The sequence below is a fragment of the Streptomyces sp. NPDC006923 genome (assembly GCF_040635655.1).
GTDB lineage: Bacteria > Actinomycetota > Actinomycetes > Streptomycetales > Streptomycetaceae > Streptomyces.
The window spans coordinates 1-24,260 of the sequence record NZ_JBEYIF010000008.1; the positions used below are offsets into that span (position 1 = coordinate 1).

Here is a 24,260-nt window from a genome sequence, read left to right on the forward strand (position 1 = left end):
GCGAAAGGGCAGCCACTTCCTTGCCTTCCTCGGCCTCGCCGCAGCCCTCACCTGCTACAAAAGACTCGCGAAGCTCGCCACGTGAGACATCCTCTAAGCCGGCAAGATACCCCAAAAGACTTCGCACTCCGCATCGCCGTGATGACGCACGCGAGGCCTTGCGGCCAGGCCCCGGAACGGCGCGGGCCGCCTGTAAAGGGGACAGCCGGGTAGGCGGCATAATGATCCGCATGATGGAGATACCCGGGTACGACGGTCGCCCTCTTGTCCACCAGCCGGAGCTGCTGGAGGAACCTCTTTTCTGGCTTGGCCACCTGTACTCGTGCGCTCACGACGAGGACGCGGAAGAACTGCTCTTCGGTGCGGACTACGAGGCGGCCGAGGTGTTCCACCGGGATCTGCTGGAGAGGGCGAAGTGGCCCGTCTTCACTGTCCCGCTGACCGCCGGACACCTCCTCCGCGTCGTCTACCGCGCGTGGAAGGACGACCCCGGTGTCGACTATCTCCTGCAACACTCCATCTGGGAGCGAGCTCTGTTGCTGGCCAAGGACGACGGGCACTTCATGGGTCCCGCCCTGTCCTGGCCCGAGTTGTTCTCTGCCGCCGACAACGGGCTGCCCGGAGGCAGCACAGCCGATTCACACCGCCGACTCCTGCTACTGTTGCCCGCGCTCGGAGACGACAGCATCCCAACCAACGCGACACACCGCCTGGTGGCAGCTCTCAGTGAAGTTACTGCCGTTGAGACCCCCGAAGAACTCGCTGTCGCTCTCGTTGAAGGCCAAGGCGCGGGAGGGGTCTCCCGCTGGAGCAGCAAGAACGGTGTTCGCGTGGACGACGGCGCGTACTCGTACCGGAACCCGTCCAATGGCTTCGCCCTAACGCCGGAAGACCTGGCGCTCGTGTCGGCTGCCTTCATGTCCTGAGCCAGGTACCTAACAGTGCCTGGTCAGGTCGGTGTTGGTGTGGGTATGTCGCGGTGACAGGTGGGGCAGGCACCGGCCCATGTCGCGAGGATGATCTGCGGCTCCGTCGTTGCCGCTCACGGCCCCGGCCGACCGGCGATCAGAATGTTGTCTCCTCGGTGACTGCCGCCGGTTCAGCTCCTACGGCGCCGTCACTTTGGGCCGGTGTCCTTCGCCGACGTCCGTGTCCGGGGCAGGACGAGATGGGTCAGGGCCAGTCCGATTAGGCTCAGGACCCCACCCGCCAGGCCGGTCCGCCGACCACCACTCCGAGGGCGTACGCAGTCACCGCTTGTCCGGCGGCTCCCACGGAGACCTCAAGATCGTTTCCGACCTGAGGCGGCAGCCCGGCGACCAGATACGTCATTGTCAGCTCTCGAACCGCTCCCCCTGCTCGCCGGGGCAGCTGAGAAGCGCGTTCAGACGACCTTGGTCGCTCCCGCATCGACGAGCCAGTTTGCGCCGATCACACTCGGCATGGTCGGAGAGGCCAGCAGCAGCACCGTCCGAGCGATCTCGGAGGGGTCGATCAGAGTCTCAGTGAGCATCCCGTTGTGTTTCGGCAGACTTGCCACTAGTGTGCCATGATCGACGCCCGCCTTGTCCGCCACCTGAGCGATGTATCCGTCCTTGCCCGTCACCAGGTTCGTGCGCGTCGCTGACGGTGAGATCGCATTGACGCGCACTCCGGAGGGCGCCACGCGCTCTGCGAGCTGTCGGGTGAAAGCGTTCAGAGCCGCCTTGGCGACGCTGTAGGGCATCGGCTCCGCACCCGGCCGACGGGCGCTGTCGGAACTGATGTTGACCACGGCGCCTCGGGCTTCGACGAGTGAGGGCAGGGCAGCGCGGATGGTGCGAACCGCCGCGTGAAGATTGAGATCGAAACCTGCCGCCCACGTGCCGTCCCCGCCGTCGAGCGGATCGCCGAACGCCTCGTCCGGCACGACGCCACCCCCGGCATTGTTGACAAGGACATCGAGCCTGGAATCACCGGCCAGGACGGCCTCGACCATGCGCTGCGGGCCGTCCACCGTGGAGAGGTCGGCGGATACGAAAGCGGCTCCCGTGGCCTTGAGCTCGGGGGTGACGCTCCGCGCCGTCGCGGTCACGATTGCACCCTCCTCCTGAAACGCCCGAACGATTGCGAGGCCAATTCCCTTACTGGCCCCAGTGACCAGCACACGCTTGCCGACGAGCTGAAGATCCATCACGTACTCCCTGGTGAGAAGGTTCTGACGCCATAAGTGAAACACCATCGCCTCACTTGGTCAATAAGTGAGACGCATGTGCCTCACTTACCGATGTGGAGGGTAGGGTGACCCCGTGGACGAGAAAGGAGGAGGCGGCATGGGCCCCTCCCGCCGGATACGCGCTGACGCCGAACGCAACATGGCCCGCATCCTGGACGCAGCCGAGGCGGTGCTGGCGCTGGATCCCCACGCATCCCTGGAGCGGATCGCCGACGCCGCCGGACTCGGCCGGGCCACCGTTCACCGCCGTTTCGCTTCCCGCACCGCACTGCTGGACGCCCTGGCGGAGCGGCTCACTCAGCGCTACCTGCTCGGACTGGCGGAAGCGCGGGTGGAGACCGCGCCGCCCCTCATCGCGCTGCACCGTCTGACGCAGACCGTCTTCGCACTGAAACTCAGCCATCGCTTCGCCATCCAGCTCACCGCAGCCCTCACACCGGCCGTCCTCGACGGCCTCGACCTGCTCTTCGCCCGCCTGCGAGGCACAGGGGCCATCACCGCCACGGACGCCGCCTGGTGCCGGCGCGTCTATCTGGCCCTTCTCCACGAGGTCCACGACCTGCCCGCGGACTCTCCGACCCTGATCTCATCGACCACCTCGGACGACACCGAGGCGAAGGTCAACCTCCTCGTCCGAACGACACTCGGCGCGCTGGGCGGCTCCTCCGAGACCCGGGTACACCAAGCCCCCGACCCCATGGCCGAGGCACTCAACAGTGATCCGCTCCTCCCGCATGCCCTCGAAGACTCCGGTTGCGGCTGACCGACGGCTGCGCCGGCCCCGGCCCGGACCGCTTCTCTCGACCCGGAGCGGGCGCCGGTATGACGTGGTGCGTCATCCTGCGGATGAACGCGGACCGGGGGCCGCACCGTGTACGCCGCGCCGGCGACGAGCAGGACGGAGCCCGCTCCACGCGAGCCCAGCACAATCCCAACAAGAGGCTTTAGAGTCGGGCCCATGATCGTATGGCTCAACGGCACCCACGGCGTCGGCAAGACGACAACCAGTGCACTTGTGCAGCAATTGATTCCGGATTCACGGGTGTTCGATGCCGAGAAGGTCGGCGAGACACTCATGGACATCACGCCGGGGCTGCCCTGGACGGGCAACTTCCAGGATTGGCCGCCGTGGCGGCCGCTCGTCGTCGAGACCGCCCGCCGCGTCCTCGACTACACCGGCGGCACTCTGGTGATGCCCATGACTGTCCTGGTCGAGCAATACTGGCGCGAGATCAGCTCGGGCCTTGCTCAACATGCCATTCCCGTACAGCACTTCGTTCTCCACACTGACCAGGACACCCTCCGTGGACGCATCGAGGGGGACACTGTTATGGGTCCCTCCCCATTCCGTCTCACCTACCTTGAGCCCTATGCCGAGGCGGCCCGCACGTGGCTGCACGACGACGCCGAGGTCGTCGACACCACGCACCTCACGCCCGCCGAGGCAGCTCTCCGGATCGCGGAGGCCGTCAAGGGCTGAGGCCGTGATCACAGAGGCCCGTATCCGTGTACGCCACGCGACCGTCCGTGCCCTGCCGACACAGCCGGCCCCGGCCCGGTCAACTGAACCGCTGCAAAGCTCACCCGGAAATCAACACCCGGACGGCACGACCGAGGACCACACGCCGAGCCACTGCTCGGCGCCGTACTCCTCGAACCGCTCCACCTCGGTGAACCCCAGCTTCACCGCGAGGCGCATCGAGCGGTCGTTGGCGGTCTGGGTGCGGAGCACCACCGGCTCGCTGGGAAGTGCCTCGGCGGCGTACCCGTATCCCCACGCCTCCGGCAGAAGCATGTAGCCGAGCTCGACCTCCCCGGCCTCCGGACGGACGTGCCCCGGACGCCCCGCGTCGCGCCGATCGAGCGTGATCATGCCGATCATCGCTCCGTCGAGATCGATCACGAAGAGGCCAGGGCGCCGCCCGGGCACCTCAGGCACCGCGCGCTCGATCTCCTCACGCGGGCGAGGGCAGCCGATGTAGGCGCCCACCTCTGGCGAGGCGAACAGGTCAATGAACGCCGCACGGTCCCGGGCCCCGGGCTCACGGAGCACGAGCCGCTCCGTCCTGATCCGGGCAGGCGGCCAGGCGACAGCTCCGAGCTCGGTCATGGCGGGCAACCTATCGCACACCCGCCGGGCAGCAGTCTCATACGACCGACAGCGGCAGGGGCTTCCGACCCGTCGGCCGATCCGGATGTCCGACCCCGGTCCAGGGCCCCCGGCCCAGGGCACTGTCAGCGCCATGGATACATTCCTAAAGATATTAGGCAAATGCATAATGGTAGTCATCGAATGGAAGGAAGATGATGGTGAGAGCAGGGCTGACCCCGGAACGCCTGACCCGGGCGGGCGCGGAGCTGGCCGACGAGGTCGGCTTCGACCAGGTAACCGTCTCGGCGCTCGCCCGGAGGTTCGACGTCAAGGTCGCGAGTCTGTACTCGCACCTGAAGAACTCCCAGGACCTCAAGACCAGGATCGCCCTGTTCGCCTTGGGGGAACTCGCCGACCGGGCCGCCGACGCGCTGGCCGGCCGCGCCGGCAAGGACGCCCTGGCAGCCTTCGCGAACGCCTACCGCGACTACGCCCGGGAGCATCCGGGCCGCTACGCCGCCGCCCGTCTCAGACTCGATCCCGAGACGGCGGCCGCCAGCGCCGGGGTACGGCACGCACACATGACTCGGGCGATCCTGCGCGGCTACGACCTGGCGGAGCCGGACCAGACACACGCGGTCCGGATGCTCGGCAGCGTCTTCCACGGTTACGCCAGCCTGGAGATGGCCGGAGGCTTCGAGCACACCGCCGTCGACCCGCAGGAATCCTGGGCCTGGATCCTGGACTCCCTCGACACTCTGCTGCGCAACCGGACCGCGCATTGACCGGCCGGAGGGCCACACCGCCGCACGCGGCCCGCCGCGTGGCGCACCGGCGCACCCGAACCACGCACACCTTGATCTGAAGACTGGAACAATGACCACTGAGCACACCTGGATCACCACACCTGTCACCGCTGACTTCCTGCGCGGTCACCTCGAGGTGGAACCGACGGAGCACGGCCTGTTGCCGCACCGGCTGCCCGCTCGGGCTCGTCTGCAGATCCCCGACGACCAACTGGCCACGGCCGAGGCGCAGCCCTCCGGTGTGCGCCTGGCGTTTCGTACCCGGGCCACGGCCATCGAACTGGACACACTGCCCACCAAGCGGGTGTACCAAGGTTTCCCGCCCCCGGCGGACGGCGTGTACGACCTGCTGGTCGACGGCCGTCTCGCAGCCCAGGCCACGGTGGCCGGCGGTAACGTCCGCACGATCGTCGACATGGTCACCCAGGCCGCCGAACTGTCCGAGGGGCCTGCCGGCACCGCCCGGTTCACCGATCTGCCGTCAGGTGACAAGGACGTCGAGATCTGGCTTCCGCACACGGAGATCACCGAGCTGATCGCCCTGCGCACCGACGCGCCCGTCGAGCCGGCGCCGGACAGCGGACGCAGGGTGTGGCTGCACCACGGCAGTTCCATCAGCCACGGCTCGAACGCCGCCCACCCGACCGCCATCTGGCCCGCCCTGGCCGCGGCCCGGGGCGGTGTGGAGCTGGTCAACCTCGGGTTCAGCGGGAGCGCCCTGCTCGACCCGTTCACCGCCCGTGCGATGCGGGACACCCCCGCCGACCTGATCAGCCTCAAGATCGGCATCAATGTCGTCAACGCCGATGTGATGCGCCTGCGCGCCTTCGCACCCGCGGTCCACGGCTTCCTCGACACCATCCGCGAGGGGCACCCGGCCACGCCGCTGCTGGTCGTGTCCTCCATCCTGTGCCCGGTCCAGGAGGACACTCCCGGCCCTCTCGCGCCCGACGTCGACGGCGGGACCTTGCGGTTCAGGGCCACGGGCGATCCAGCCGAACGCGCCGCCGGACGCCTGACGCTCAACGTCATCCGCGACGAACTCGCCCGGGTCGTCAGCCGGCGGGCGGCCGACGACCCCAACCTGCACTACCTCGACGGCCGTAACCTCTACGGCACAACGGACTACGCGGAGATCCCGCTGCCCGACGAGGTGCACCCCGATCCCGCCGGACACCGTCGCATCGGCGAGAATTTCGCACGGCTCGTATTCGGCGACGGCGGCCCCTTCGCTGCCCGGCCTGGCAGGGGGCCAAAGGGCTGAGCTTGCCCGGGCCAGATCCCGGTGTCTCGGTTGGGGGGTCAGGCGGACGGCAGAGCGCCGAGCAGAATTCCCGCCGTCAGGACGGAAAAGGCCGTGAGTGTGACCGCGCCGGTGGCGAGCACGGTCGCACCCTTGCGCTGCCGAACGAGCTGGTACGTGATGAGGCCCGGCACAATGAAACCCAGCGTCTGGTTCGCGTACACCAGCGGGAATTCGAGCGACAGGACCATCATCACAGCGCCCTGGAGCAGGACGCCGAGCATCACGACCGCCGAGAACAGACGTTTTCCGTAGAGGATCACAACGCGCTGCACGAGCAGTGTGGTCCCATACGTCAGGACAGTCACACCGACGGCCAGAACAACACGCTGAAGGTCTTCGACAAGAGTCAGCGCCAGCCAGCCCGGCGTGATCATGCCACCCGGAGAAAGATTGGTCGTGAGGTAGCAGACCAGGGAAAACATCAGGCCCACACCGATGCCGACAGCGGCGATCTCCGGGGTGAGGACTGCGGGGATCAACGCAACTCCCCCGGCTGCTGTGGCGCCGTCGAATCGGAGGGGTCCGGGGGGTTCGAGGGATGCGAGTGGTTCGAGTGGTTCGGCATGTGCGGCATGTGCGGCATGTGCGGATACCCGGGCTGGTGCGGCCGTGGGCGGCGGGACGAGGGGCGCTCCACTGGGTCGGTGGCACCGGGCGCACCGGGAACGGGACCACCGGCGCCGGCGCCCGGCCCCTCTCGCTGCTCCCCGTGCACCGTCCCGTCCGACGGCAACTCGGCCAGATGCTCCAGCAGCGACTCGCCCTGACCATGGATATTGCCGATCGCCACCAGCGAGGTGTCCGGTCCGAGCATGCCGAGCAGATCCCGGGTGAGCTCGCCGGGATCGCGTTTTTCGCCGCCCAGGTCCACCGCCCGCGACCGCCATTCGGCCGGGATCGCGTCGATCGCGCTCTTCGCCGGGTGCCCGATCACAAAGACCTTCTCCGGCCGGAGTTCGGGGATGATCCCGCCCATCTGGCCATTGCGCTCGACCCGGTCGGGACGGCAATTGATGACCACATGGAGCGGACGGCTGACGGCGCCCAGACCAAGGAGCCGGTCGATGTTCATCAGCGTCGACTCGGGGTCGTTCGCCGCGAAGACATTCGCGAACCGCAGCCGCTTCCCGTCGTGCGTGAGATAGCGCTCCACGGAAAGGACACCCGGGTCCGGCGGCGCGTCGTACATACCCCGGAGCGCCGTCCCGCGCTCCACACCCAGCAACTCGGCCACTTTCAGCGCGATGGCCACGTTCTCCTTGAACGTGAACCAGCTGAAGCCGCGCAGCTCCTCGTCGGAGACCGTCTCCGGGTCCGCGTAGATCAGCCGGCAGTTCCGGGCATCGGCCTCCTCCTGAAGGATCGCGAACCGGTCCTTCTCCGCGGTGACACACACGCCGTCCTCCGGCATGGCACGGGACAGCGAACGCGCCACGTCGTCCAGAGTCGGACCCATCTCGGCGAGATGATCCCCCCGTACGTTGCACAGCACCCCGATTGTGGACCGGATCAGCTTCGACTGGTTGATCTCCTGGAGCGCCGGCGTGACAGCCATGCACTCGACCACCAGGGCGTCGGGGCTGTACGCCACGGCACGCCGCACAATGCCGATCTCCTCCACCACATTGGCCACACCGAACTTACGGTGGATCGGCTCCTCGGTCGCATCCGGATGGATGAACCGAGCCGCCGTACCCGTGGTCTTGGCCACCGTGACCAGCTTGCCGCCGCGCAACGCGCCCGCGCACAACCGGGTGATGGAGGACTTACCACGGATCCCGTTGACCAGTACCCGGACAGGGATGCGGTTCAGGTTGGCGAAGTGCCGCGCCTGTTCGACGACCCCCGCGACCAGCAGGACCGCGCTGCACGCGAGCAGCACGAAATAGAGGAAGAGCACGGTCGGTCAGATCCTTTCGGCGGGGACTGACGCGCCGTCGCGCCTGCGCCGCCCCGGAACCTGCCGACGCGACAGTTCCGGGGAGCGGCAGCACCGAGGCGCGCGACAGACCCGGCCCCGTTGTGTGGCACCACCCGCATTGAAGGCGCGGTGCACCTGTTCCGTGACGGTGTCGGTACGGCCGCGCTCGCTCACCCACTGTTGCGACACGACGAGAACGTCCCCGGCGGGGTTGAAGCGGCAGCAACATCGGGGCGGGACCGGACGTGCAGGAGGATATCGCCGCCGCCCGCGAGGTACGGGTGCCGACACGCCACCCGTACCCACGCCCCTGCCGACGGCGGACAGGGCGGCCGCGCGGGCCGCGAGTGCCACGCGACCGGCGACCGGGGCGCTCCCCTCCGATCAGCCGGCAGGAAGTCACGGTCCCGTGGCCCGGTGGAAACCACCGGAGCCGGATTCCATGGTGGTGGAGACCGCACCGGGCTTACGGGACCGGATATGCCCCGCCGGTCGCGGCTTTCGCACAACGGCGGGCCAGCTCCGCGAAGGCGTCCCTGAGCTCGGCCGGGCCGACGACCTCGATGTCGGCGTCGAACCTGCCGATGGTGGCGGCCAGGCCCGGCCACGACCACGAGCCCAGCACGAGCCGGCAGCGGTCCGCGCCGACTGCCTCGACGACTCCGTCACAGATGTAGCGGGACACCGCGGCGGCGGGCAGACCGAGGATCACCTCGCCGCGGCAGGGCCAGTCACCGGAGCCGTCGGCCCCCCGGAACCCGCCGGCCACCTCGCCTCCGGGCAGTTCGCGCCGGGTGAAGCGGGGCCCCGTGGGGGTGCGCGGGGTGATCCGGTCCGCGCGGAAAAGTGCGCCAGTCCTCGCGGTCGAGGTCCCAGGCGACGAGGTACCAGCGTCCTCCCCAGGTGACGAGATGGTGAGGCTGCACCCGGCGCACAGCGGGTTCGGGGCTGTCGTCAGCGGCTCCGCGTGGGGACACTGAGGCGTAGTCGAAGCGCAGCACCTCGCGGGCGTGGACAGCGGCACTGAGCGTCATGAGCACACCGTCCGCAACCGGGAGGGCGCGCCCCGTACGGAACGCGCGGAGGAAGCAGGCAACCCACAGCCTGGCCCGCGCGCCAACTGAAGAGCCGGCCCGGCAGGGGGACGCTCGCGATGGCCACACGCGCCCTTCGCCGGTCCCGTCCGTTCTGGCGTGAGGCGCCCGACAGTCAGTCGGACACGATGTGGAGGATCGCCGTCCCCTCCGCGCCTGTCGCCGCCTGAATCACCACGGCACGGGGCTGGGGACTCGGCCGGGCGGCGTCCCCCAGACCGCCGCAGGAGTTGCTGCTGCCGTTGCTGCGGAGGACTGTGATGCACCCCTGCCCCGGGCCGGTCGCCCCGCCCTCGGAGCGGCCGTTGCCCGACTTCACCGTGTATTCGACCTTGTTCGGGCCGACCTCGGTCACGGACAGGGTCGCCGGACCGGCCGGGCCCTTGAAACGGAACGTCACCGGCTCCGATACGGCGATCTCGCAGGTGCCGTCCGCACAGGCGCCGACGTTACGTCCGTCCGCCGCCGACACCGACGGCTTGGCCGACGGCGGCGCGGCGGACGGCTTCCGCGCGGAGGGCGGCGGCTTCTGCGCGGAGGGCGGCGGCTTCTGCGCGGAGGGCCCGGCGGACGGGGACTTCGAGATCTGCCGAGTCGGTGGGGCCGCCTCGCCGGCCTCGTCCGGGCTGCCGCAGCCGGCCACCGTCAGGCTCGCCAGCGCGGCAAGCGCGATGCCCGTCCCCCACCGGTCCGAACGCCCGGCCCGGGGCCTGCGTGCCAGTGCCGTCGCGGCCATGATGTCCCCCTGTTGTCCATTCCTGCATGGGTTGTTCGGCAGCCACTCTTCCTCCTTGCCACCGTCGCCGCTCGCTACGCCGGCGGGAAGAGAAGAAAGAGCATACGAGGACGAGGGGCGGTGCCGGGACGCGCGAGCCCGGCACGGGGCACACAAGTCGCCTCAACCGACGGCGGCGCCGAACCATGTGGGCAGCCGGCTGAGCAGATCCTGCTGATCCTCGCCGACCCAGGCCACATGGCCGTCCGGCCGCAGCAGCACGGCGGGCACGTCCAGTTCCTCGCTGACATCAACGACATCGACGACATGGTCGACCCGGTCTGCCCAGCCCGCCACCGAGAGCCGGCCGGTCTGGTCGAGCAGCAGCCCCCGGCCGCCGTGCGTCAACTCGTAGAGGCGCCCGCGCTTCAGTCCCACGTCCCGCAGCCGCCGGCCGAGCAACCCGTGGCCCTCGCCGAAGTCGTAGCGGACGTCCACCGCGGTGATGATCCCGGTCACGTACCGGTTCACCTCCTCGAAGTCCATCAGCTTCGAGAACAGCTCCCGCAGCGCGACCGCACCCGGGTCCGTCCCCAGCAGCGTGATCTGCGCACGGGTGTTGTCCAGCACGTCGGCGGCCACCGGGTGCCGTTCGGCGTGGTAGCTGTCCAACAGCCCGTCCGGGGCCCAGCCGTTGATCTCGGCGGCGAGCTTCCAGCCGAGGTTGAACGCGTCCTGCACACCGAGGTTGAGCCCCTGCCCGCCGGTCGGCGGGTGGATGTGCGCCGCGTCGCCGGCCAGCAGCACCCGGCCGACCCGGTAGCGCTCGGCCTGCCGGGTGGCATCGCCGAACCGGGACAGCCAGCGCGGCGAGTGCACGCCGAAGTCGCTGCCCGCGACAGCCCGTAGCCGCTCCCTGAACTCCTCAAGGGTCGGCGCGGTCGCACGGTCCTCGGTCACCCCTTCGGCGGGCACGATGACGCGGTACACCCCGTCTCCGATGGAGACGGCGCCGAACCGCAGCTGGGTCTTGCGGACTTCGGCGACGAGGGCGGCGATCGTCGCCGGATCCTCGGTCACCTCCATCTCGCCCAGCAGCGTCTCGACCGTGGCCGGCTCGCCGGGGAAACCGACACCGAGCCGCTTGCGCACCGCGCTGCGGGCGCCGTCACACCCGACGAGGTAGCGCGAGCGCAGGAGCGTGCCGTCGGCCAGTTCAACGCTCACCCCGTTCTCGTCCTGGCTCAGCCCGACCAGTTCGCAGCCGCGCCGGATCTCGGTGCCGAGTTCGAGGGCGCGCTCATGGAGCAGCCGCTCGGTGACCGGCTGCGGCGTGGCGAGGCCGTACGGGTGAGCCGTGTCCAGCCGGTCCGGCCATCCCTTGTGGACACCGCCGAAGAAACCACCGGCCTGGAACTTCTTACTGACCGCGAGGAACCGGTCCAGCATTCCGCGCTGGTCCATCATCTCGACGCTGCGCGTGTGCAGCCCCTGCCCCCGGGACTGCCTGGTCGGTTCGGTCAACTTCTCCAGCACGACCACATGCACTCCGGCCAGCCGCAACTCGCAGGCCAGCATCAAGCCGGTCGGTCCGCCGCCGACCACGATCACATCAATCATCAGAACGCCCGTCTCACAAAAATGGATTTCGGCAAGCCGCCCCGCGCGGCGCACACGCGCACCACCGCGCCGAGCCCCCGCGACCGCGCCGCGAGTCCCTCCCGCGGTGCGACGTTCGTGCGCGTGCCCGACACAACACACGCTCGTCGCGAATCTGGTGTTTCCGCAGGTTCTGGGCCTGGGCCGACCATTCTGCGGCACGATACGGGCCTTGCCGCAAGCCCCCCGGTGCGCTATACGTTGAAGAGGGCAAGGAGCGAATGCTCTCCTTGCCCTTTGCCGTGCGCTGGAGCCGGACAGGCTCGTGCCGAAGCGGACACCGGGCCGGCCGGCGCGGCAGGCGTCCTTGAGCAACCGTGGGGAAGCAGCGACCGCTGCTTCCCCACGGCCTGAGGTGTCGTCAGGCAGGCGTCTCGGCGGTGACGGTCAGGACCGCGCGGCCGAGGATGTGGCCGGCGATGGTGAAGCCCAGGAAGGCCGGGGTGGCCTCGGCCGGGACGCCGATGGACTCCACGTCGAGCGCGTGCACCACGATGACGTAGCGGTGCGGGCCATGTCCGGCCGGCGGGGCGGCGCCGATGAAGCGGGCCGAGCGCGCGTCGTTGGGCAGTTGGAAGGCGCCCTCGGGCAGACCGGAACCGTTGTCGTCACCCGCGCCCTCCGGAAGCTCGGTGACGGTGGCCGGGATGTCGGCAACCGCCCAGTGCCAGAAGCCGGAGCCGGTCGGGGCGTCCGGGTCGTACACCGTCACCGCGTAACTCTTGGTGCCCTCGGGAGCGCCGCTCCACGACAACTGCGGGGAGACGTCCTTGCCGCCCGGGACGCCGAAGAGGCCGGAGAACTGCTCGGCGGGCCAGGGGGCGCCGTCGGCGACGGTGGTACTCGTGACGGTGAAGGTCGCCGCCTCGGGGAGGCGGGCGAAGTGGTCGTTGGCGGTCATGCCGCTGTTCCTTTCGGGGTGCTACGGGGGGTTCTACGGAGGTACTGGCGGTCGCGGTCGACGTGGTGGGTGCCCATGGTGGATGCGGTCCCGGCGGGCATGCTGCTGGTGACAGCGGACCTCGGTGACAGCGGACCTCGGTGACGGGGTGAACGCGGAAGGGACCGCGTCGCCCCTCGTGATCGACCATAACACTAATAATCGATTATCCATGAGATCGTCTATGCTGAGCGCATGACTCAGACGGCTGACACCCCGGCCCCCTCGGGGAAGCAGATGCTCTCGGAGCGGGTCCATGCCCGCCTGCGGGACGCGATCATGCGGGGGGTGTACGCCCCCGAGCAGGCCCTGAAACCGCAGGAACTGGCCAAGGAGTACAAGGTCAGCCTGGCGGTGGTGCGCGAGGCCCTGGTCCGGGTGGTCGGTGAGGGGCTCGCCGACCGGCTGCCCAACAGGGGCTTCGCGGTGCCGGCCCTCTCCGACCGGCGCTGGCAGGAGATCACCGAGGCCCGCAGGACGATCGAGCCGGTCGTCCTGCGCATGGCCGTCGAGCGTGGCGACATCGAATGGGAGGCCCGGGTACGCGCCGCCCATCACCGGCTGTCGCGGACACCGGTGCGTGCCGCCGAGGAGGGCGAGTCCTACAGCAGCGTCTGGGCCGAGGCCCACCGCGTCTTCCACCGCACCCTCCTGGAGGGCTGCGGCAACCCGGTCCTGCTGGACACCTTCGACCGGCTGTGGACGGCGAGCGAACTGGCGCGCAGATGGTCCGGACATCGCACACCGGCTCGTGACCACGTCGGCGAGCACAAGCGGCTCGAAGCGGCGGCGCTGGCCCGCGACGCCGACGCGGCTGCCCAACTCCTCGATCGGCACCTGACCCGCACCGCCGCCGCCCTCTCCCCAGACGACGACTGCTCACATCCCCAGGGGAAGAGCCGCGACGCGTCTCGCTGACCACTCTGGCCATGTCGCCCGAGCAGCCGGCGGACGCGTTGCGAAAGTGACACCGACCGCCCGGGGCCGGACGGGACTTCCGCAACGCGTCCTGGTAGGCGAGGCCGGGGGCTACTCCTCCAGGCGAATGGCGAGAGCCGGGCAGACGGCGGCGGCATGACGGACGTCGTCCGCGTCGCCTGCGGGGGGTGCGGCGTCAAGGAGGACGGCGACGCCGTCCTCGTCACGCTGGTCGAATACCTCGGGCGCGGCCACAACACACTGGCCGGAGGCGACACACCTGTCCTGGTCGAGGCTGACTTTCATGATGCTCCTTCAGAAGGCGGACAAGGGAGGAAAGCAGAGGTGGAAGACGGGAAGTGGGACGTCCGCACGCCGTGCGGAACACCGCGGAGGCGGGACACTTCACCAGGTGACGGGAAGCTCATAGACACCGTAGACAGACCCGTCGTGTTTGAAGGGGATGTCCTCCAGCGCGGCCGCGAGCCGCAGAGTGGGGACGCGCCGGTAGAGAGTGGCATAGACGACCTGGAGTTCCATCCGGGCCAGCGGCTGTCCCAGGCACTGGTGGACACCGAAGCCGAAGGCCACATGATGGCGGGCGTCACGGTGGAGGTCGAGGCGGTCCGGGTCGGGGAAGGCGTCCGGGTCGCGGTTGCCGATGTCGTTGGGGATGACCAGCCCCTCACCGGCCCGGATGACCTGTCCCGCGACCTCGATGTCCTCCAGCGCCACCCGGCGCCGTCCGCTGTGCGTGATGTGCAGATAGCGCAGCAGTTCCTCGACCGCCCCGGCGACGAGCTTCGGGTCCTCCGTCTCACGCAGCGCGGCCAGTTCCTCCGGGTGCTGGAACAGGGCCAGGGTGCCGAGCGCGATCATGTTCGCCGTCGTCTCGTGGCCCGCGATCAGCAGCAGCACCCCGATCCGGGCCGCTTCCACCTGGGACAACTCCCCCGCGGTCACGCGCTCGGCCAGCCGGGAGAGGAGATCGTCCGCGGGCCGGGCCCGCTTCTGGGCCACCAGAGCGTCCAGGTAGTCCAGCAGACGCCCGTGGGCGGCGCCGCGCTCCTCCGTTGTGGCATCGCGATTGATGATCTTCTTGCTGTTGTCCTGGAAGAACTCGTGATCGGCGTAGGGGACACCGAGAAGCTCACAGATGACCAGTGAGGGCACCGGGAGGGCGAACTCCTCGACCAGGTCGACAGGACCGGAGCCGGCGAGCATGCCGTCGATGAGATCGTCCACGATGCGCTGCACCCTCGGCCGCAGCGCCTCGACTCGTTTGATCGTGAACGGCGCGGTGACCATCCGGCGCAGCCGCGCGTGTTCCGGATCGTCCATCAGAATGAAACCGATGCTGTTGCTTCTGCTCGCGGCCGGGCTCGGATATCCCGGACGGGTGATGTCGGCGCTGACACGGGGGTCGGCCATCAGCGCCCGCTGGTCGGCGTACCGGGTCACCAGCCACGGTGTACTGCCGTCCCACAGCCGGACCCTGGTGAGCGGCCCCGCCTTCTGCTGTTCCCGCAGGGCGGGCGGCGGATCGAACGGGCACCCGGCCGCGCGGGGCATCGGGAACTCCGGAATCCCGCTCGTCCGCCCTCCGGCCGAGGACATGGTCTCCGTCATGGCGTCCTTTCCTGTGCGTGACAGTGCGACCCGCCTCGCGGCCGGCGGCACACCGGCGTTCACGGGAGGGTCGGAAGGAGAATGAGGGTTTACGGCGCCGGCGCGAGAGCGGCGTAGGCATCCACCAGGCGCTGCCGGTGCAGACGGGCCTGTCTGGGCATGTTCCAGCCGAGGACGCCGGTGACCGCGCCGCCGGCGCGATAGACCGCGACAAAGCGGCGGTCGGCCATGTCCCCCTCGACAACGCTCAGTTCGGCGTCGGCAGAGGGTGCCCCGTACACCTGGATCCTCGCGTCGAACTGATCCGTCCAGAAGGAGGGCACGGGCCGGTAGGGGCGGACATCGCCCAGGATCGCGCGGGCGACCGCGATGCCCTGCTCAGTGGCGTTGGTCCGGTTCTCCCAGCGTACGTGTGTGCCGAGCCCGTCGTGGTGCCAGCGGGTCACATCCCCGGCCGCATAGATGCCGTCGGCCGCCCGGCAGCGTGAGTCGCACACCAGGCCGTCGTCCAGGGCCAGACCACTGTCCGCGAGCCACTCCGTATTGGCACTCGCACCGATCGCGACAACAACCACATCGGCCGGCAGGGTCTCACCGGTGTCCAGCCGTACCCCCGTGACACGGCCGTCCGCCGCCGTCAGACCACCCACACCGGTCCCCGGCAGCAACCGCACGCCGCGCTCGGTGTGCAGACGGGCCAGACACACCGCGGCATCGGGGCCGAGCTGAGCGGCCATGAGGGCCGGCTGAGGACCCACCAGAGTGACATCCGCCCCCATGCCGCGAGCGGTCGCGGCGATCTCGCCGCCGAGCACACCGTCACCGACAACAACAAGCCGTGCCCCGGCCCGCAATTCCCCGCGCAGGGCCAGCGCGTCGTCAAGAGACCGCAGTACATGAGCGCCTGACAGGCCCGTCTGCTCCGGAAACACCCGGGGACTCAGACCGGTGGCGATCACCATGGCATCCGCTCGCAGAACCCGTCCTGCGGCGGTCCGGACCGCCCTCGCCCCGGCATCGAGTGCGACAGCGGGATCGGCGAGAACGATCTCGGCGCCCAGCGCCGCCAGCGTTCCCGGGTCACGCAGCCTGACACGGTCGGCGTCCCAGCGCCCCGAAAGCACCTGCTTGGACAGGGGCGGCCGGTCATAGGGCAGATGCGCCTCGGCGCCGAGGAGTGTCACATCACCCGGGTAACCGCCGCGGCGTAACGCCTCGACCGTCGCGAGCCCCGCCGCGGAGGCGCCCACCACCAGAACACTGGCCGGAGCGGTCATGAGACATCCAGCGCGATGGCCGCGGCGGGACAGACCTGGGCGGCTTCGCGCACCGCCGCCTGCGACGACTCGTCCGGCTCCGCCTGCAACAGCACCACGATGCCGTCGTCTTCGCGCTGATCGAAGATGCCGGGCGCGATCAGGACACACTGCCCGGCACCGCAGCACTTGTCCTCGTCCACAGTCACTTTCATGGGGGGGTTCTCCTCGGTCACGGGGCGTGGGGCCCGCCCGCGGGCGGGGCTCCGGACAGTCGGCGGGTGCTACCGGGCAGGCGTCACGGGCGCCAGCCACAGGCCGGTTATCGCGTCGATGAGCCCGGCCGCGTACGCCTGCCAGCTACTGCGGGCGGTGTGGGCGCCCACGGCCAGCGCGCGTTCACGTTCGGCGAGCATGTGCACCATCAGGTTGCGGGCCATGTCACCGCGTTCGATCCGCACGGGCAGCGGAAGATCGGCCAGGCAGCGGTTGAGGCCGTCGAGGGTCCGGTGGATCGAGGGGCCGAACGTCTCATCGATCACCAGCTCCCGCAGCACCGGATCGGTCATCAACTGGGCACCGAACCGCGCGTACCAGGTGGGACGTCCCAACGCCGCCAGATACTCGGTACTCGGACACACCAGACACCCGACCCAGTCCCGCACGCCGACGAAGCCGTCCGCCTCTGCCAGCATGCGCTCGCGCAGGGCGTCGATCGGCTCACTGTGCTTGCGGACGATCGCGCGCAGCAGATCCGTCTTCGTACCGAAGTGGTAGCCGACGGCGGCGTTGTTGCCCTGCCCCGCCGCCTCGCTGATCTGCCGGTTGGACACCGCGAACACACCGTGCTCGGCGAACAACCGTTCCGCCACGGTGAGTATCAGCTCTCTGGTCTCGCCCGCCCGCTCTGTCCGGGCCGTTCTGCCCATCACGTCACCACCTCACCGGAACAGTACGCAGACCGCCGACGATCAGACCCTCGACCGGGCGCAACTCCGTCACGGGCACAGCGAGTTCCAGGGACGGCAGGCGACGCAGCAGGACATCGAGTACGGTCACCAGCTCGGTGCGGGCCAGTGACTGCCCCAGGCAGGAGTGGGGACCGGCGCCGAAGGCCAGGTGCGGGTTGGGGCTGCGGTCGAGGACCATCGCCGAGGCCCCGGTGAAGGCATCCTCGTCCCGGTTGGCTGCCGCCATGCTGCACACCACTGTGGTGCCCCGGGGCAGGACGGTGCCGGCGACCTCGATGTCCTCATTCACATAACGAGGCATTCCGAAGCCGGGGTTGGCGTCGAAGCGCAGCGCCTCCTCCACCGCCGTCCGTACCAGCGAGCGGTCGGCGACCAGGCGCTGCCACCGCTCGCGGTCGGCGAGCAGCATGGCCATCATCTTGCCGATCATGTTCGCGGTCGTCTCGTGCCCGGCGACAAGCAGCGCCTGCCCGGTGAAAACCAGTTGGGCGTCGGTAAGACCTTCGCCGTCGGCGTCGGTCGCGGTGATCAGTGCGCTGAGCAGGCCGTCGTCCGGATCGGCACGCTTGGCGTCCAGGTGCTCGCTCATATACGCGTAGAACTCGGCCTTCGCGGTGTCGATCTCGTCCTGGCCGTAGCGGGTGAGGTTCAGCAGCAGGTCGGACCAGCGGGCGAACCGGTCCCGGTCCCGGTCCGGGACACCGAGCAGGTCACAGATCACCCAGACCGGCAGCGGGAACCCGACGCCGGCCTTGAGGTCCGCCGGATGGCCGCGCTCGACCATCGCGTCGACCAGTTGGTGGGTCATCGCCTCGATCCCCGGGCGCAGCGCGTTCATCCGCTTGGCCGTGAACCACTTGGTCAGCATCCGCCGCCACCGCGCCTGCCCGGCGCCGCTGAGGGACTGCGCCATCGAGTCGTTGAACACCCCACCGGACTCATTGTCCGAGATCCTGGCCGCGTCGTCCGCGCCCAGCGAGCGTGTGCAGCGCGGATCGGACAGGACCCGCTTCACATCGTCGTAGCGGGTCAGCAGCAGCGCCGCGTCACCGCTGGGCAGCGTCACCCCCGCCACCGGACACCGCTCGCGCAGCTCCGCCCACCGTGCCGGCGGCTCCAGGGCTCCCTCCGGTGGCAAGGGATACCTCAGCGCACCGCCGTGCTCGCCCAGGCTCATCACAGTCCCCTTCCGGCGTCCGACGTGTGTGATCAGCTAAAGCGGCCGACCAACGTAAGTCAAGCGGTTGACTTAAAACACGCCACGGGTGGAGTTCACGCTGCTGGCGGACACGCGCCGTGGTCGCGGCGGGCCCTGGTCCACCGTCGTCGGAGCCGGAGACGGCCCGCGCGGTCATCCGCCCGCGCCCGGAGGGTCGGTCGGCTGAAGCCCCAGAAACACACGGCCGTTGGCTTCAAGCGTCCCGGCGTCGATCCCGTTGTCCAGAACGAAGCGCACGGGATCCGGCTGTGCCATGTCGAACGGATAGTCGCTTCCGCACAGGATCCGGTCCCGCGAGGCGCGGACTCTGAGAAGCCCCAGCACTTCAGGATCATGAGTGACGGTGTCGAAATACAGCCGGGCGAACATCTCGGCGGGCGGACGGCCGCTCTCCCCGCGTACGTCCGCGCGCACCCGCCAGCCGTGTTCCCACCGCCCCAGCAGCGACGGCGCGCAGCCACCGCCGTGAACGAAGCAGACACGCAGGTCCGGCAGTTCCTCCATGGTGCCGCCCAGAAGCACCGAGGCCACGGCGGTCGCGGTTTCCACCGGGTTACCGAGCAGGTTGGCCAGATAGTGGCTCCCCCACTCCGGCTGCGGCAACTGCATCGGGTGTACGAGAACGGCGAGCCCCAGCTCCGCGGCGACAGCGAGCACTTCGCGCAGGACGCCCTCGTCGTAGGACCGCCCCCGCACCACGGGCGGAACAGCGACACCGGCGACACCGTCCATGGCCACCAGCCGCGTCATCTCACGCCGGGCGGCGGCCACGTCGTCCAGGCGCACCAGTCCGAGTCCTACGAGGGCCCCGTCCGAGGCGGAGACGGCCCGCGCGAGCTGCTCGTTGTAGGACGCGATGTAGTCGTCGGCCCGGGACGGTGCGTGGACGGGGAACGCGAAGGGCGGTGGGGAGATGACGCGGGTGCCGAGACCGGCTTTCACGGTATCGGCGACGACCCTTTCGACATCGGTGATCGCTTCAGTGGGGAAGGACAGCGGAATGTCACCGAGGAACAGCTCTCCGCCGCGGTCGTTCATGCCTCCGAGCGGTGATCCCGGCGGCAGGCCGAGCAGTCCCCGAGGCAGCCAGTGCGCGTGAACGTCGATGACTCCCGCGCGGATCCCACCCGTTACAGCCATCTTCTTCTCCTCGACCGCCGCCGGGACGTGTCCACGACACCGGTTCCGTGAACGCGCCCGACCGCACTGCTGGTCATCCTTTACCGGTCGCCCTGGCGCCCATGGGTAACAAGCCGGGCGGGTCGTTCGAGTGGCCCATCGTTTCGTTCGAGCCGCTTCTCCTTCTCGCGTGCTCGCCGATGAACGGGACGAGCCGCTGCCCTCGCAAGAGCGGCTCCTCGGTGCCGGAGAGCCGGCGGAGGCCGGGGCCCGTCGCCGTCCCGGTAGAGTCCTCGCATGGCTGAGACGTGGGCTCCGAGCGACCCCGGGGTCATGCGCTTGCCCTCGGGTGTTCTGGTGCGTGGCCGGGGGCTTCGTCACCCCCTGCCGACCGGCTCCGTGCCGTCCTTCGGGGTGTACCTCCTGGGGAAACGGCCTCCGCCGACCGCATGGGAGGCGACGTGGCTGCGCTGGCCGGATTTCCGGCTCCCCTCGGACCGCGAAGAGGCCCGCCGTGTCGTGCGGGAGGCCCTCTCCCGCGCCGCGGAGCAACGGGTCGAGATCGCGTGCGGCGGTGGTCTGGGGCGGACCGGGACGGCGCTGGCATGCATGGCCGTCATGGGCGGCGTCCCGGCCGGGAAGGCCGTCGCGTACGTACGCGAGCACTACCGCCCGCGAGCGGTGGAGACCCCCTGGCAGCGACGCTGGGTGCGGCGCTTCGACAACGGTTAGCGACACGGTTTGCGACACGGGCCGGCGACATCGGCCGGCGCGGCTGCCGCGTGATCGCGAGTACGGAATCACCCCGCACAGGAGGAAATATGCCGGAGGTACAGGTCCTGCCGGGACTGCCGGTGAACGAGGATCTCTTCGACGCCGCCGTCCGGGGACTGGCCGACTTCGCACCGGACGACGCGATCACTTGGGAGGACTTCACATCCGAGGACCGGTGGCTCCTGGTGCCCCGCCCCGACGGCCTCGCCTACAAGGCCGAGCTGCTGGTGCGGCGCGAGGAGTCCCGTACGGTCAAGGTGAACCTGTGGCTCGGTCCCGACCGGCGCGGCGGCGAGCAGCCGCGACCCCACAACCATCCCTGGGAGTTCACCGCCCATGTGCTGCGCGGCGGCTACACGGAGGAGCGGTACGAGCTGGTCGACGGCGAGCTTGTCACCGAGACCCGGGTGCATGAGGCGGGCGGCACGAACCATGTGCCGCTCTCCACATTTCACGAGGTCACGCGAATCGCCGCGCCCGGCGGGACCCTGACGCTCATGGTGTGCGGCGCGGGCAGGAAGGGTGCCTGGGGATACATCGATCCGGAGACGGGCCGGACGGAGCCCCATCAGCCCGACCCGTCGTTCCGACAGCACCTCGCCGCACTCAATCCGCGGATGGGCCGACCACACTGAGGGGCCCGGTCCCCGAGGGGGACGACGTCAAGGTCACGGGGTGAAGAGCGTCCAGTTCTCCGCGTGACGGAACCCCATGGTCTGGTACAGGGGAACGCCAAGTGTGCTGGCGTGCAGGAAGGCCGTCCGTGCCCCTTCCTGATACGCGTCACGCACCACGGCCGCCGTCACCGCTCTGCCGTAACCGCGCCGGCGGTGCTGCGGTGACACCGCGATGTTGAACACACCCACCAGATCGTCCACCAGAACGCCGAAGGAAGTCGCCACGGGAACGCCTTCCACGTCGGCGACGTATGCCCGCATCGAGGCGTGATTCATCACGGAAGGAACCGCGAAAGCCGTGAAGACCTCTTCCGGACCCTCGAACCCGGTGGCCATCGCCTTCCGGTACAGATCCTCCTCGTCGCCCAGTACCCTCCGGATCTTCACTCCGTCGGCCTCGGGCTCCAGGAGATCGTCCGCGCCGAGCTCCTTCAGCATGAAGGGCAGCTCCTTCCGCTGCTGGAGTCCCCGCTCGGCCGCCGTGGCAACGATCCGCTCGTCGATCTGCTCGCCGCGTACCTGCACACTCCATGTGACGGATGCCAGCTTCGGAGAAGCGGCGAAGGCCGCTATCTCGTCGGCGTCAGCGTTACGCGCGGTGCTGATGACACCGTTCATAAAAGGCAAGGGGGCGCCGGTGACGAGCTCCGAGGTGCCACCGGCACCCGCTCGGTAGTGGCCGTCCGGCTGAGCTGCCGCGAACATGGCGAGAGCTGCCATCCATGCCCGGGCGGCGGCATCCACAGCGTCCAGCGGGCTGTCAGTGTTCGTCATATGCGCAGTTTACGCAGCTCAGAGCCGGGCAGCCGCACCGCCCCGGGGCCTGCTACCGCCGTGCCGGAGCCATCGCCTCTTGGCGCTCCGAGCCCGGCCGGTGCCCCGCTCGCACCCATCTCGCCGCCGGCCGCCAGGAGTTCGGCCGGGTCAGCAGTGCTCGTGGACATGGCCGTCCGCATCGACGGGACGCACCTCGCGGTCGCGCAGTGTGATCGACAACTCCTCGCCCCAGGAGCGGCAGGCGGCGGTGAAGTCCTGCTCCTCGTACTCGATGTCGAAGACCCTGCCGTCATAGGCGGAGGCGAAGTCGGGACACTCCTGATAGCGGGCGCACTCCTCCACCACGGCGAAGTCGAACCCGATGAGACGGCGCTGACCGAGCAGTTCGGTGGTGTTCTTCTGGGCGACGGCCAGGCCCCGCTGGTGGGCGCGGCGAGCCAGAAGCCCGGCGAAGGCCGCCGCGTCGTCCGCGGTGAGCAGGCCGTCGGAGCGTTCATAGGAATCGAGGTTGTCGGGTTCCACGGCGTCGAAACCGGCGTCCGCGCACCGGTCGATCCAGGGGCCGACGATACCGAGGAGTGCCTCACGCTTGTCGTCGGTGGAGATGTCGAGGAGGGGTTCCTCCCATTCCCCGTCGATGACCGGCTGCCCGTCGGCGCCCCGCAGAAGGAGACCAGGATGTCTGTGGTGCCACCAGTCCACCGCGTCTCCGGGCTGCGCCTGAAAGGCGTTGACGTAGCAGACGTTGTACAGGCCCGTGGCCGGTTTCGCCGCACGGTCGCGGGAGACCGCCCGTACTCCGGCCGGGGGCGCGTAGGCACCGCCGAGCTGGTAGTCGAAGACGGCGTCGGCACGCGGCGGGCGGACGTCGGCTGTGCCCGTGCCGGCCGTCGACCGGCCCTGTCCCGCGCTGGACGGGTGCTCCTTCGGGAGCCCGGACGTACCGGAGGAACACCCGGCGAGCAGGACCAGGAGAAGAGCGCATGTGCCGGCGGGCCGGCGGAGCGGAGAAAACACGGAACCAGCTTTCGACGGGACAGCCCTGAGGTAAGAGTGGCAGCTTTCACGGCTGGGCAGCGCCCTCGGCGGCCGGTGAGTACGAGCCCGTCACCCGCACCGGGGGCCGGGGAAGGCCGCCGCCTCCGGACCGGTCACGTTATCGGGGGGCCAGCGTTATCGGGGGGCCAGCACACCGAACTCATGGCCGTCGGGGTCGGCCATCACCACCCGGCCTGCCTCGCCCCGGCCGGTGCCGAGTCGGGTCGCCCCGAGGGAAACGAGACGGTCGACCTCCGCCTGCTGATCAGCGCCGCCGGGTGGCGCGAGGTCGAAACGCAGCCGGTCCCTCCCTGTCTTCGGCATCAGCGGCGGACCGCCCCACGTGATCTTCGGCCCGCCGCGCGGCGAGCGGATCGCGGTCTCCTGATCCTGGTCCCAGACCAAGGGCCAGCCGAGCGCTCGGCTCCAGAAGTACCCGACGTCCTGCGAACCGTCGCACGCGAGCGCACCGATGAATCCGCAGTCCGCAAGGAAGTTGTTGCCCGGCTCGATGACGCAGAACTCATTGCCCTCGGGATCGGCGAGCACCACGTGGCCCTCCTCGGGGCGTTGGCCGACGTCGATGTGCCGGGCGCCGAGTCCGAGCGCCCGCGCCACCGTCTGCTGCTGGTCGTCGAGGGACGTGCTCGTCAGATCGAAGTGCATCTGGTTCTGGCCCGACTTCCGTTCCCGGGTCGGAGGAAATCGGATCCGGAACCCGGTGTCGTCGCTCGGCAGGAGTGTGATGCCGTCGTGGGAGTCGTCGGCCGCCTCCCGGCCCAGGAGGCCGGCCCAGAAGCGCGCGAGACGGATGGGGTCATTCGCGTCGAAGCAGAGCGCGTGGAGGTGGGACGTCATCCCTCGGCATCCGATCTGCCGGCTCGCTGCCCCGTCCGCCGATCGCACAGGACAGTTCACCGGCAAGGTGGCTTTCATCCAGGTCGTGACCGGAGCCTGCCCAGACGGCACCCGCCGGTCAACTGATTAACGCCCCCGTGGTCCACGGCAGTTCGTCACAACAGGCCCCTCGTCCAGCACGTCACGGGCCGGTGAGGAGAGCGTCGCGGGTACGAGGGCCGCCACGAGGAGGCGGCCGTAGCGGATCCCTCGGCCCTTCTTCGTACCGAGGAAGCG

26 protein-coding genes and 1 pseudogene are annotated in these 24,260 nt (G+C 69.5%); 8 read left to right on the top strand and 19 right to left on the bottom strand.

Annotated features, from left to right (window positions below):
• Positions 1-230 precede the first annotated feature (230 nt).
• Entirely contained in the window at positions 231-926 is a 696-nt protein-coding gene (locus ABZ707_RS17595) for a hypothetical protein (RefSeq protein WP_360174971.1), read from the top strand.
• 268 nt (positions 927-1,194) lie between these two features.
• Here ABZ707_RS17595 and ABZ707_RS17600 read toward each other — a convergent pair whose 3' ends face one another.
• Together ABZ707_RS17600 and ABZ707_RS17605 are read right to left on the bottom strand one after the other, a co-directional pair.
• On the bottom strand, positions 1,195-1,332 hold the full coding sequence (locus ABZ707_RS17600; RefSeq protein ID WP_360174974.1) for a hypothetical protein: 138 nt from the start codon (positions 1,330-1,332) through the stop codon (positions 1,195-1,197).
• Between the two features lie 52 nt (positions 1,333-1,384).
• A complete protein-coding gene (locus ABZ707_RS17605) occupies positions 1,385-2,173 on the bottom strand; it encodes an SDR family oxidoreductase (protein WP_360174977.1) in 789 nt (262 codons plus the stop codon).
• Positions 2,174-2,288: 115 nt separating this feature from the next.
• Between ABZ707_RS17605 and ABZ707_RS17610 the strand changes: the two genes are divergently transcribed.
• Together ABZ707_RS17610 and ABZ707_RS17615 are read left to right on the top strand one after the other, a co-directional pair.
• Positions 2,289-2,978, top strand: a complete 690-nt coding sequence (locus ABZ707_RS17610; protein WP_360174980.1) for a helix-turn-helix domain-containing protein — start codon at positions 2,289-2,291, stop codon at positions 2,976-2,978.
• A 195-nt stretch (positions 2,979-3,173) separates the two neighbouring features.
• Positions 3,174-3,695 carry an ATP-binding protein gene (locus ABZ707_RS17615; protein WP_360174983.1) on the top strand — a complete coding sequence of 174 codons (522 nt, stop codon included), beginning with the start codon at positions 3,174-3,176 and terminating at the stop codon, positions 3,693-3,695.
• Between the two features lie 111 nt (positions 3,696-3,806).
• Here ABZ707_RS17615 and ABZ707_RS17620 read toward each other — a convergent pair whose 3' ends face one another.
• Positions 3,807-4,325: a GNAT family N-acetyltransferase gene (locus ABZ707_RS17620; protein WP_360174986.1), complete on the bottom strand. Its 519-nt coding sequence runs from the start codon at positions 4,323-4,325 to the stop codon at positions 3,807-3,809.
• A 197-nt stretch (positions 4,326-4,522) separates the two neighbouring features.
• Here ABZ707_RS17620 and ABZ707_RS17625 point away from each other — a divergent pair, with 197 nt between their 5' ends.
• Entirely contained in the window at positions 4,523-5,092 is a 570-nt protein-coding gene (locus ABZ707_RS17625; protein WP_360175992.1) for a WHG domain-containing protein, read from the top strand.
• Between the two features lie 91 nt (positions 5,093-5,183).
• Complete coding sequence (locus tag ABZ707_RS17630; RefSeq protein WP_360174989.1) at positions 5,184-6,377, top strand: GDSL-type esterase/lipase family protein; 1,194 nt, start codon at positions 5,184-5,186, stop codon at positions 6,375-6,377.
• Positions 6,378-6,415: 38 nt separating this feature from the next.
• Here the strand turns inward: ABZ707_RS17630 and ABZ707_RS17635 are convergent, their stop codons facing one another.
• The 6 genes and pseudogenes from ABZ707_RS17635 to ABZ707_RS17660 all read right to left on the bottom strand — a co-directional run bounded on the left by ABZ707_RS17635 (position 6,416) and on the right by ABZ707_RS17660 (position 12,709).
• The gene (locus ABZ707_RS17635; RefSeq protein ID WP_360174992.1) at positions 6,416-6,898 is read right to left on the bottom strand and encodes a poly-gamma-glutamate biosynthesis protein PgsC/CapC; all 483 of its coding nucleotides are present in this window, start codon (positions 6,896-6,898) and stop codon (positions 6,416-6,418) included.
• Positions 6,895-8,319 carry a poly-gamma-glutamate synthase PgsB gene (pgsB, locus tag ABZ707_RS17640; protein WP_360174995.1) on the bottom strand — a complete coding sequence of 475 codons (1,425 nt, stop codon included), beginning with the start codon at positions 8,317-8,319 and terminating at the stop codon, positions 6,895-6,897. The genes ABZ707_RS17635 and pgsB overlap by 4 nt, the downstream gene beginning before the upstream one ends.
• Positions 8,320-8,806: 487 nt before the next feature.
• Positions 8,807-9,395: pseudogene (locus ABZ707_RS17645) on the bottom strand (WYL domain-containing protein); the annotation flags it as partial.
• 154 nt (positions 9,396-9,549) lie between these two features.
• Positions 9,550-10,170, bottom strand: a complete 621-nt coding sequence (locus ABZ707_RS17650) for a hypothetical protein (RefSeq protein WP_360174998.1) — start codon at positions 10,168-10,170, stop codon at positions 9,550-9,552.
• Positions 10,171-10,332: 162 nt separating this feature from the next.
• Positions 10,333-11,769, bottom strand: coding sequence for a rifampin monooxygenase (gene rox, locus ABZ707_RS17655; RefSeq protein WP_360175001.1), 1,437 nt, complete (start codon positions 11,767-11,769; stop codon positions 10,333-10,335).
• 400 nt (positions 11,770-12,169) lie between these two features.
• Entirely contained in the window at positions 12,170-12,709 is a 540-nt protein-coding gene (locus ABZ707_RS17660; protein WP_360175004.1) for a YbhB/YbcL family Raf kinase inhibitor-like protein, read from the bottom strand.
• 234 nt (positions 12,710-12,943) lie between these two features.
• Between ABZ707_RS17660 and ABZ707_RS17665 the strand changes: the two genes are divergently transcribed.
• Positions 12,944-13,666, top strand: a complete 723-nt coding sequence (locus ABZ707_RS17665) for a GntR family transcriptional regulator (protein ID WP_360175007.1) — start codon at positions 12,944-12,946, stop codon at positions 13,664-13,666.
• A 111-nt stretch (positions 13,667-13,777) separates the two neighbouring features.
• On the opposite strand, the gene ABZ707_RS17670 is transcribed toward ABZ707_RS17665, so the two are convergent.
• The 7 genes from ABZ707_RS17670 to ABZ707_RS17700 form a co-directional block, all read right to left on the bottom strand.
• On the bottom strand, positions 13,778-13,972 hold the full coding sequence (locus ABZ707_RS17670) for a ferredoxin (protein ID WP_360175010.1): 195 nt from the start codon (positions 13,970-13,972) through the stop codon (positions 13,778-13,780).
• A gap of 99 nt (positions 13,973-14,071) precedes the next feature.
• Positions 14,072-15,295 carry a cytochrome P450 gene (locus tag ABZ707_RS17675; RefSeq protein WP_360175013.1) on the bottom strand — a complete coding sequence of 408 codons (1,224 nt, stop codon included), beginning with the start codon at positions 15,293-15,295 and terminating at the stop codon, positions 14,072-14,074.
• Positions 15,296-15,384: 89 nt separating this feature from the next.
• On the bottom strand, positions 15,385-16,572 hold the full coding sequence (locus tag ABZ707_RS17680; protein WP_360175016.1) for an FAD-dependent oxidoreductase: 1,188 nt from the start codon (positions 16,570-16,572) through the stop codon (positions 15,385-15,387).
• Positions 16,569-16,766 carry a ferredoxin gene (locus ABZ707_RS17685; protein WP_360175019.1) on the bottom strand — a complete coding sequence of 66 codons (198 nt, stop codon included), beginning with the start codon at positions 16,764-16,766 and terminating at the stop codon, positions 16,569-16,571. Before ABZ707_RS17685 ends, ABZ707_RS17680 begins: the two co-directional genes overlap by 4 nt.
• 69 nt (positions 16,767-16,835) lie before the next feature.
• Positions 16,836-17,480 (bottom strand): TetR family transcriptional regulator, encoded by a 645-nt coding sequence (locus ABZ707_RS17690; protein ID WP_360175022.1) that lies wholly within the window; start codon positions 17,478-17,480, stop codon positions 16,836-16,838.
• Positions 17,481-17,484: 4 nt separating this feature from the next.
• A complete protein-coding gene (locus tag ABZ707_RS17695; RefSeq protein ID WP_360175025.1) occupies positions 17,485-18,699 on the bottom strand; it encodes a cytochrome P450 in 1,215 nt (404 codons plus the stop codon).
• A gap of 174 nt (positions 18,700-18,873) precedes the next feature.
• Complete coding sequence (locus tag ABZ707_RS17700; protein ID WP_360175028.1) at positions 18,874-19,881, bottom strand: amidohydrolase family protein; 1,008 nt, start codon at positions 19,879-19,881, stop codon at positions 18,874-18,876.
• A gap of 276 nt (positions 19,882-20,157) precedes the next feature.
• On the opposite strand from ABZ707_RS17700, the gene ABZ707_RS17705 reads away from it, so the two are divergent.
• Both ABZ707_RS17705 and ABZ707_RS17710 read left to right on the top strand, forming a co-directional pair.
• Positions 20,158-20,592, top strand: coding sequence for a protein-tyrosine phosphatase family protein (locus ABZ707_RS17705; RefSeq protein ID WP_360175030.1), 435 nt, complete (start codon positions 20,158-20,160; stop codon positions 20,590-20,592).
• A gap of 89 nt (positions 20,593-20,681) precedes the next feature.
• Positions 20,682-21,269 (top strand): hypothetical protein, encoded by a 588-nt coding sequence (locus ABZ707_RS17710; protein WP_360175033.1) that lies wholly within the window; start codon positions 20,682-20,684, stop codon positions 21,267-21,269.
• A 33-nt stretch (positions 21,270-21,302) separates the two neighbouring features.
• Here ABZ707_RS17710 and ABZ707_RS17715 read toward each other — a convergent pair whose 3' ends face one another.
• From ABZ707_RS17715 to ABZ707_RS17725, 3 genes are all read right to left on the bottom strand, one after another.
• Complete coding sequence (locus tag ABZ707_RS17715) at positions 21,303-22,085, bottom strand: GNAT family N-acetyltransferase (protein WP_360175036.1); 783 nt, start codon at positions 22,083-22,085, stop codon at positions 21,303-21,305.
• A 150-nt stretch (positions 22,086-22,235) separates the two neighbouring features.
• The gene (locus ABZ707_RS17720; RefSeq protein WP_360175039.1) at positions 22,236-23,105 is read right to left on the bottom strand and encodes an endo alpha-1,4 polygalactosaminidase; all 870 of its coding nucleotides are present in this window, start codon (positions 23,103-23,105) and stop codon (positions 22,236-22,238) included.
• A gap of 156 nt (positions 23,106-23,261) precedes the next feature.
• Positions 23,262-23,984 (bottom strand): VOC family protein, encoded by a 723-nt coding sequence (locus tag ABZ707_RS17725; protein WP_360175042.1) that lies wholly within the window; start codon positions 23,982-23,984, stop codon positions 23,262-23,264.
• Between the last annotated feature and the right edge of the window lie 276 nt (positions 23,985-24,260).

What these genes read in the sequence shown, in the direction of transcription:
- ABZ707_RS17715 (WP_360175036.1), bottom strand. Translation starts at nt 22,085, where the DNA reads ATGACGAACACTGACAGCCCGCTGGACGCTGTGGATGCCGCCGCCCGG.
- ABZ707_RS17710 (WP_360175033.1), top strand. Translation starts at nt 20,682, where the DNA reads ATGCCGGAGGTACAGGTCCTGCCGGGACTGCCGGTGAACGAGGATCTC.
- ABZ707_RS17695 (WP_360175025.1), bottom strand. Translation starts at nt 18,699, where the DNA reads ATGAGCCTGGGCGAGCACGGCGGTGCGCTGAGGTATCCCTTGCCACCG.
- ABZ707_RS17600 (WP_360174974.1), bottom strand. Translation starts at nt 1,332, where the DNA reads ATGACGTATCTGGTCGCCGGGCTGCCGCCTCAGGTCGGAAACGATCTT.
- ABZ707_RS17650 (WP_360174998.1), bottom strand. Translation starts at nt 10,170, where the DNA reads ATGGCCGCGACGGCACTGGCACGCAGGCCCCGGGCCGGGCGTTCGGAC.
- ABZ707_RS17630 (WP_360174989.1), top strand. Translation starts at nt 5,184, where the DNA reads ATGACCACTGAGCACACCTGGATCACCACACCTGTCACCGCTGACTTC.
- ABZ707_RS17700 (WP_360175028.1), bottom strand. Translation starts at nt 19,881, where the DNA reads ATGGCTGTAACGGGTGGGATCCGCGCGGGAGTCATCGACGTTCACGCG.
- ABZ707_RS17685 (WP_360175019.1), bottom strand. Translation starts at nt 16,766, where the DNA reads ATGAAAGTGACTGTGGACGAGGACAAGTGCTGCGGTGCCGGGCAGTGT.
- ABZ707_RS17665 (WP_360175007.1), top strand. Translation starts at nt 12,944, where the DNA reads ATGACTCAGACGGCTGACACCCCGGCCCCCTCGGGGAAGCAGATGCTC.
- ABZ707_RS17680 (WP_360175016.1), bottom strand. Translation starts at nt 16,572, where the DNA reads ATGACCGCTCCGGCCAGTGTTCTGGTGGTGGGCGCCTCCGCGGCGGGG.
- ABZ707_RS17620 (WP_360174986.1), bottom strand. Translation starts at nt 4,325, where the DNA reads ATGACCGAGCTCGGAGCTGTCGCCTGGCCGCCTGCCCGGATCAGGACG.
- ABZ707_RS17725 (WP_360175042.1), bottom strand. Translation starts at nt 23,984, where the DNA reads ATGACGTCCCACCTCCACGCGCTCTGCTTCGACGCGAATGACCCCATC.
- ABZ707_RS17690 (WP_360175022.1), bottom strand. Translation starts at nt 17,480, where the DNA reads ATGGGCAGAACGGCCCGGACAGAGCGGGCGGGCGAGACCAGAGAGCTG.
- ABZ707_RS17595 (WP_360174971.1), top strand. Translation starts at nt 231, where the DNA reads ATGATGGAGATACCCGGGTACGACGGTCGCCCTCTTGTCCACCAGCCG.
- ABZ707_RS17670 (WP_360175010.1), bottom strand. Translation starts at nt 13,972, where the DNA reads ATGAAAGTCAGCCTCGACCAGGACAGGTGTGTCGCCTCCGGCCAGTGT.
- ABZ707_RS17660 (WP_360175004.1), bottom strand. Translation starts at nt 12,709, where the DNA reads ATGACCGCCAACGACCACTTCGCCCGCCTCCCCGAGGCGGCGACCTTC.
- ABZ707_RS17705 (WP_360175030.1), top strand. Translation starts at nt 20,158, where the DNA reads ATGGCTGAGACGTGGGCTCCGAGCGACCCCGGGGTCATGCGCTTGCCC.
- ABZ707_RS17615 (WP_360174983.1), top strand. Translation starts at nt 3,174, where the DNA reads ATGATCGTATGGCTCAACGGCACCCACGGCGTCGGCAAGACGACAACC.
- ABZ707_RS17625 (WP_360175992.1), top strand. Translation starts at nt 4,523, where the DNA reads ATGGTGAGAGCAGGGCTGACCCCGGAACGCCTGACCCGGGCGGGCGCG.
- ABZ707_RS17605 (WP_360174977.1), bottom strand. Translation starts at nt 2,173, where the DNA reads ATGGATCTTCAGCTCGTCGGCAAGCGTGTGCTGGTCACTGGGGCCAGT.
- rox (WP_360175001.1), bottom strand. Translation starts at nt 11,769, where the DNA reads ATGATTGATGTGATCGTGGTCGGCGGCGGACCGACCGGCTTGATGCTG.
- ABZ707_RS17675 (WP_360175013.1), bottom strand. Translation starts at nt 15,295, where the DNA reads ATGACGGAGACCATGTCCTCGGCCGGAGGGCGGACGAGCGGGATTCCG.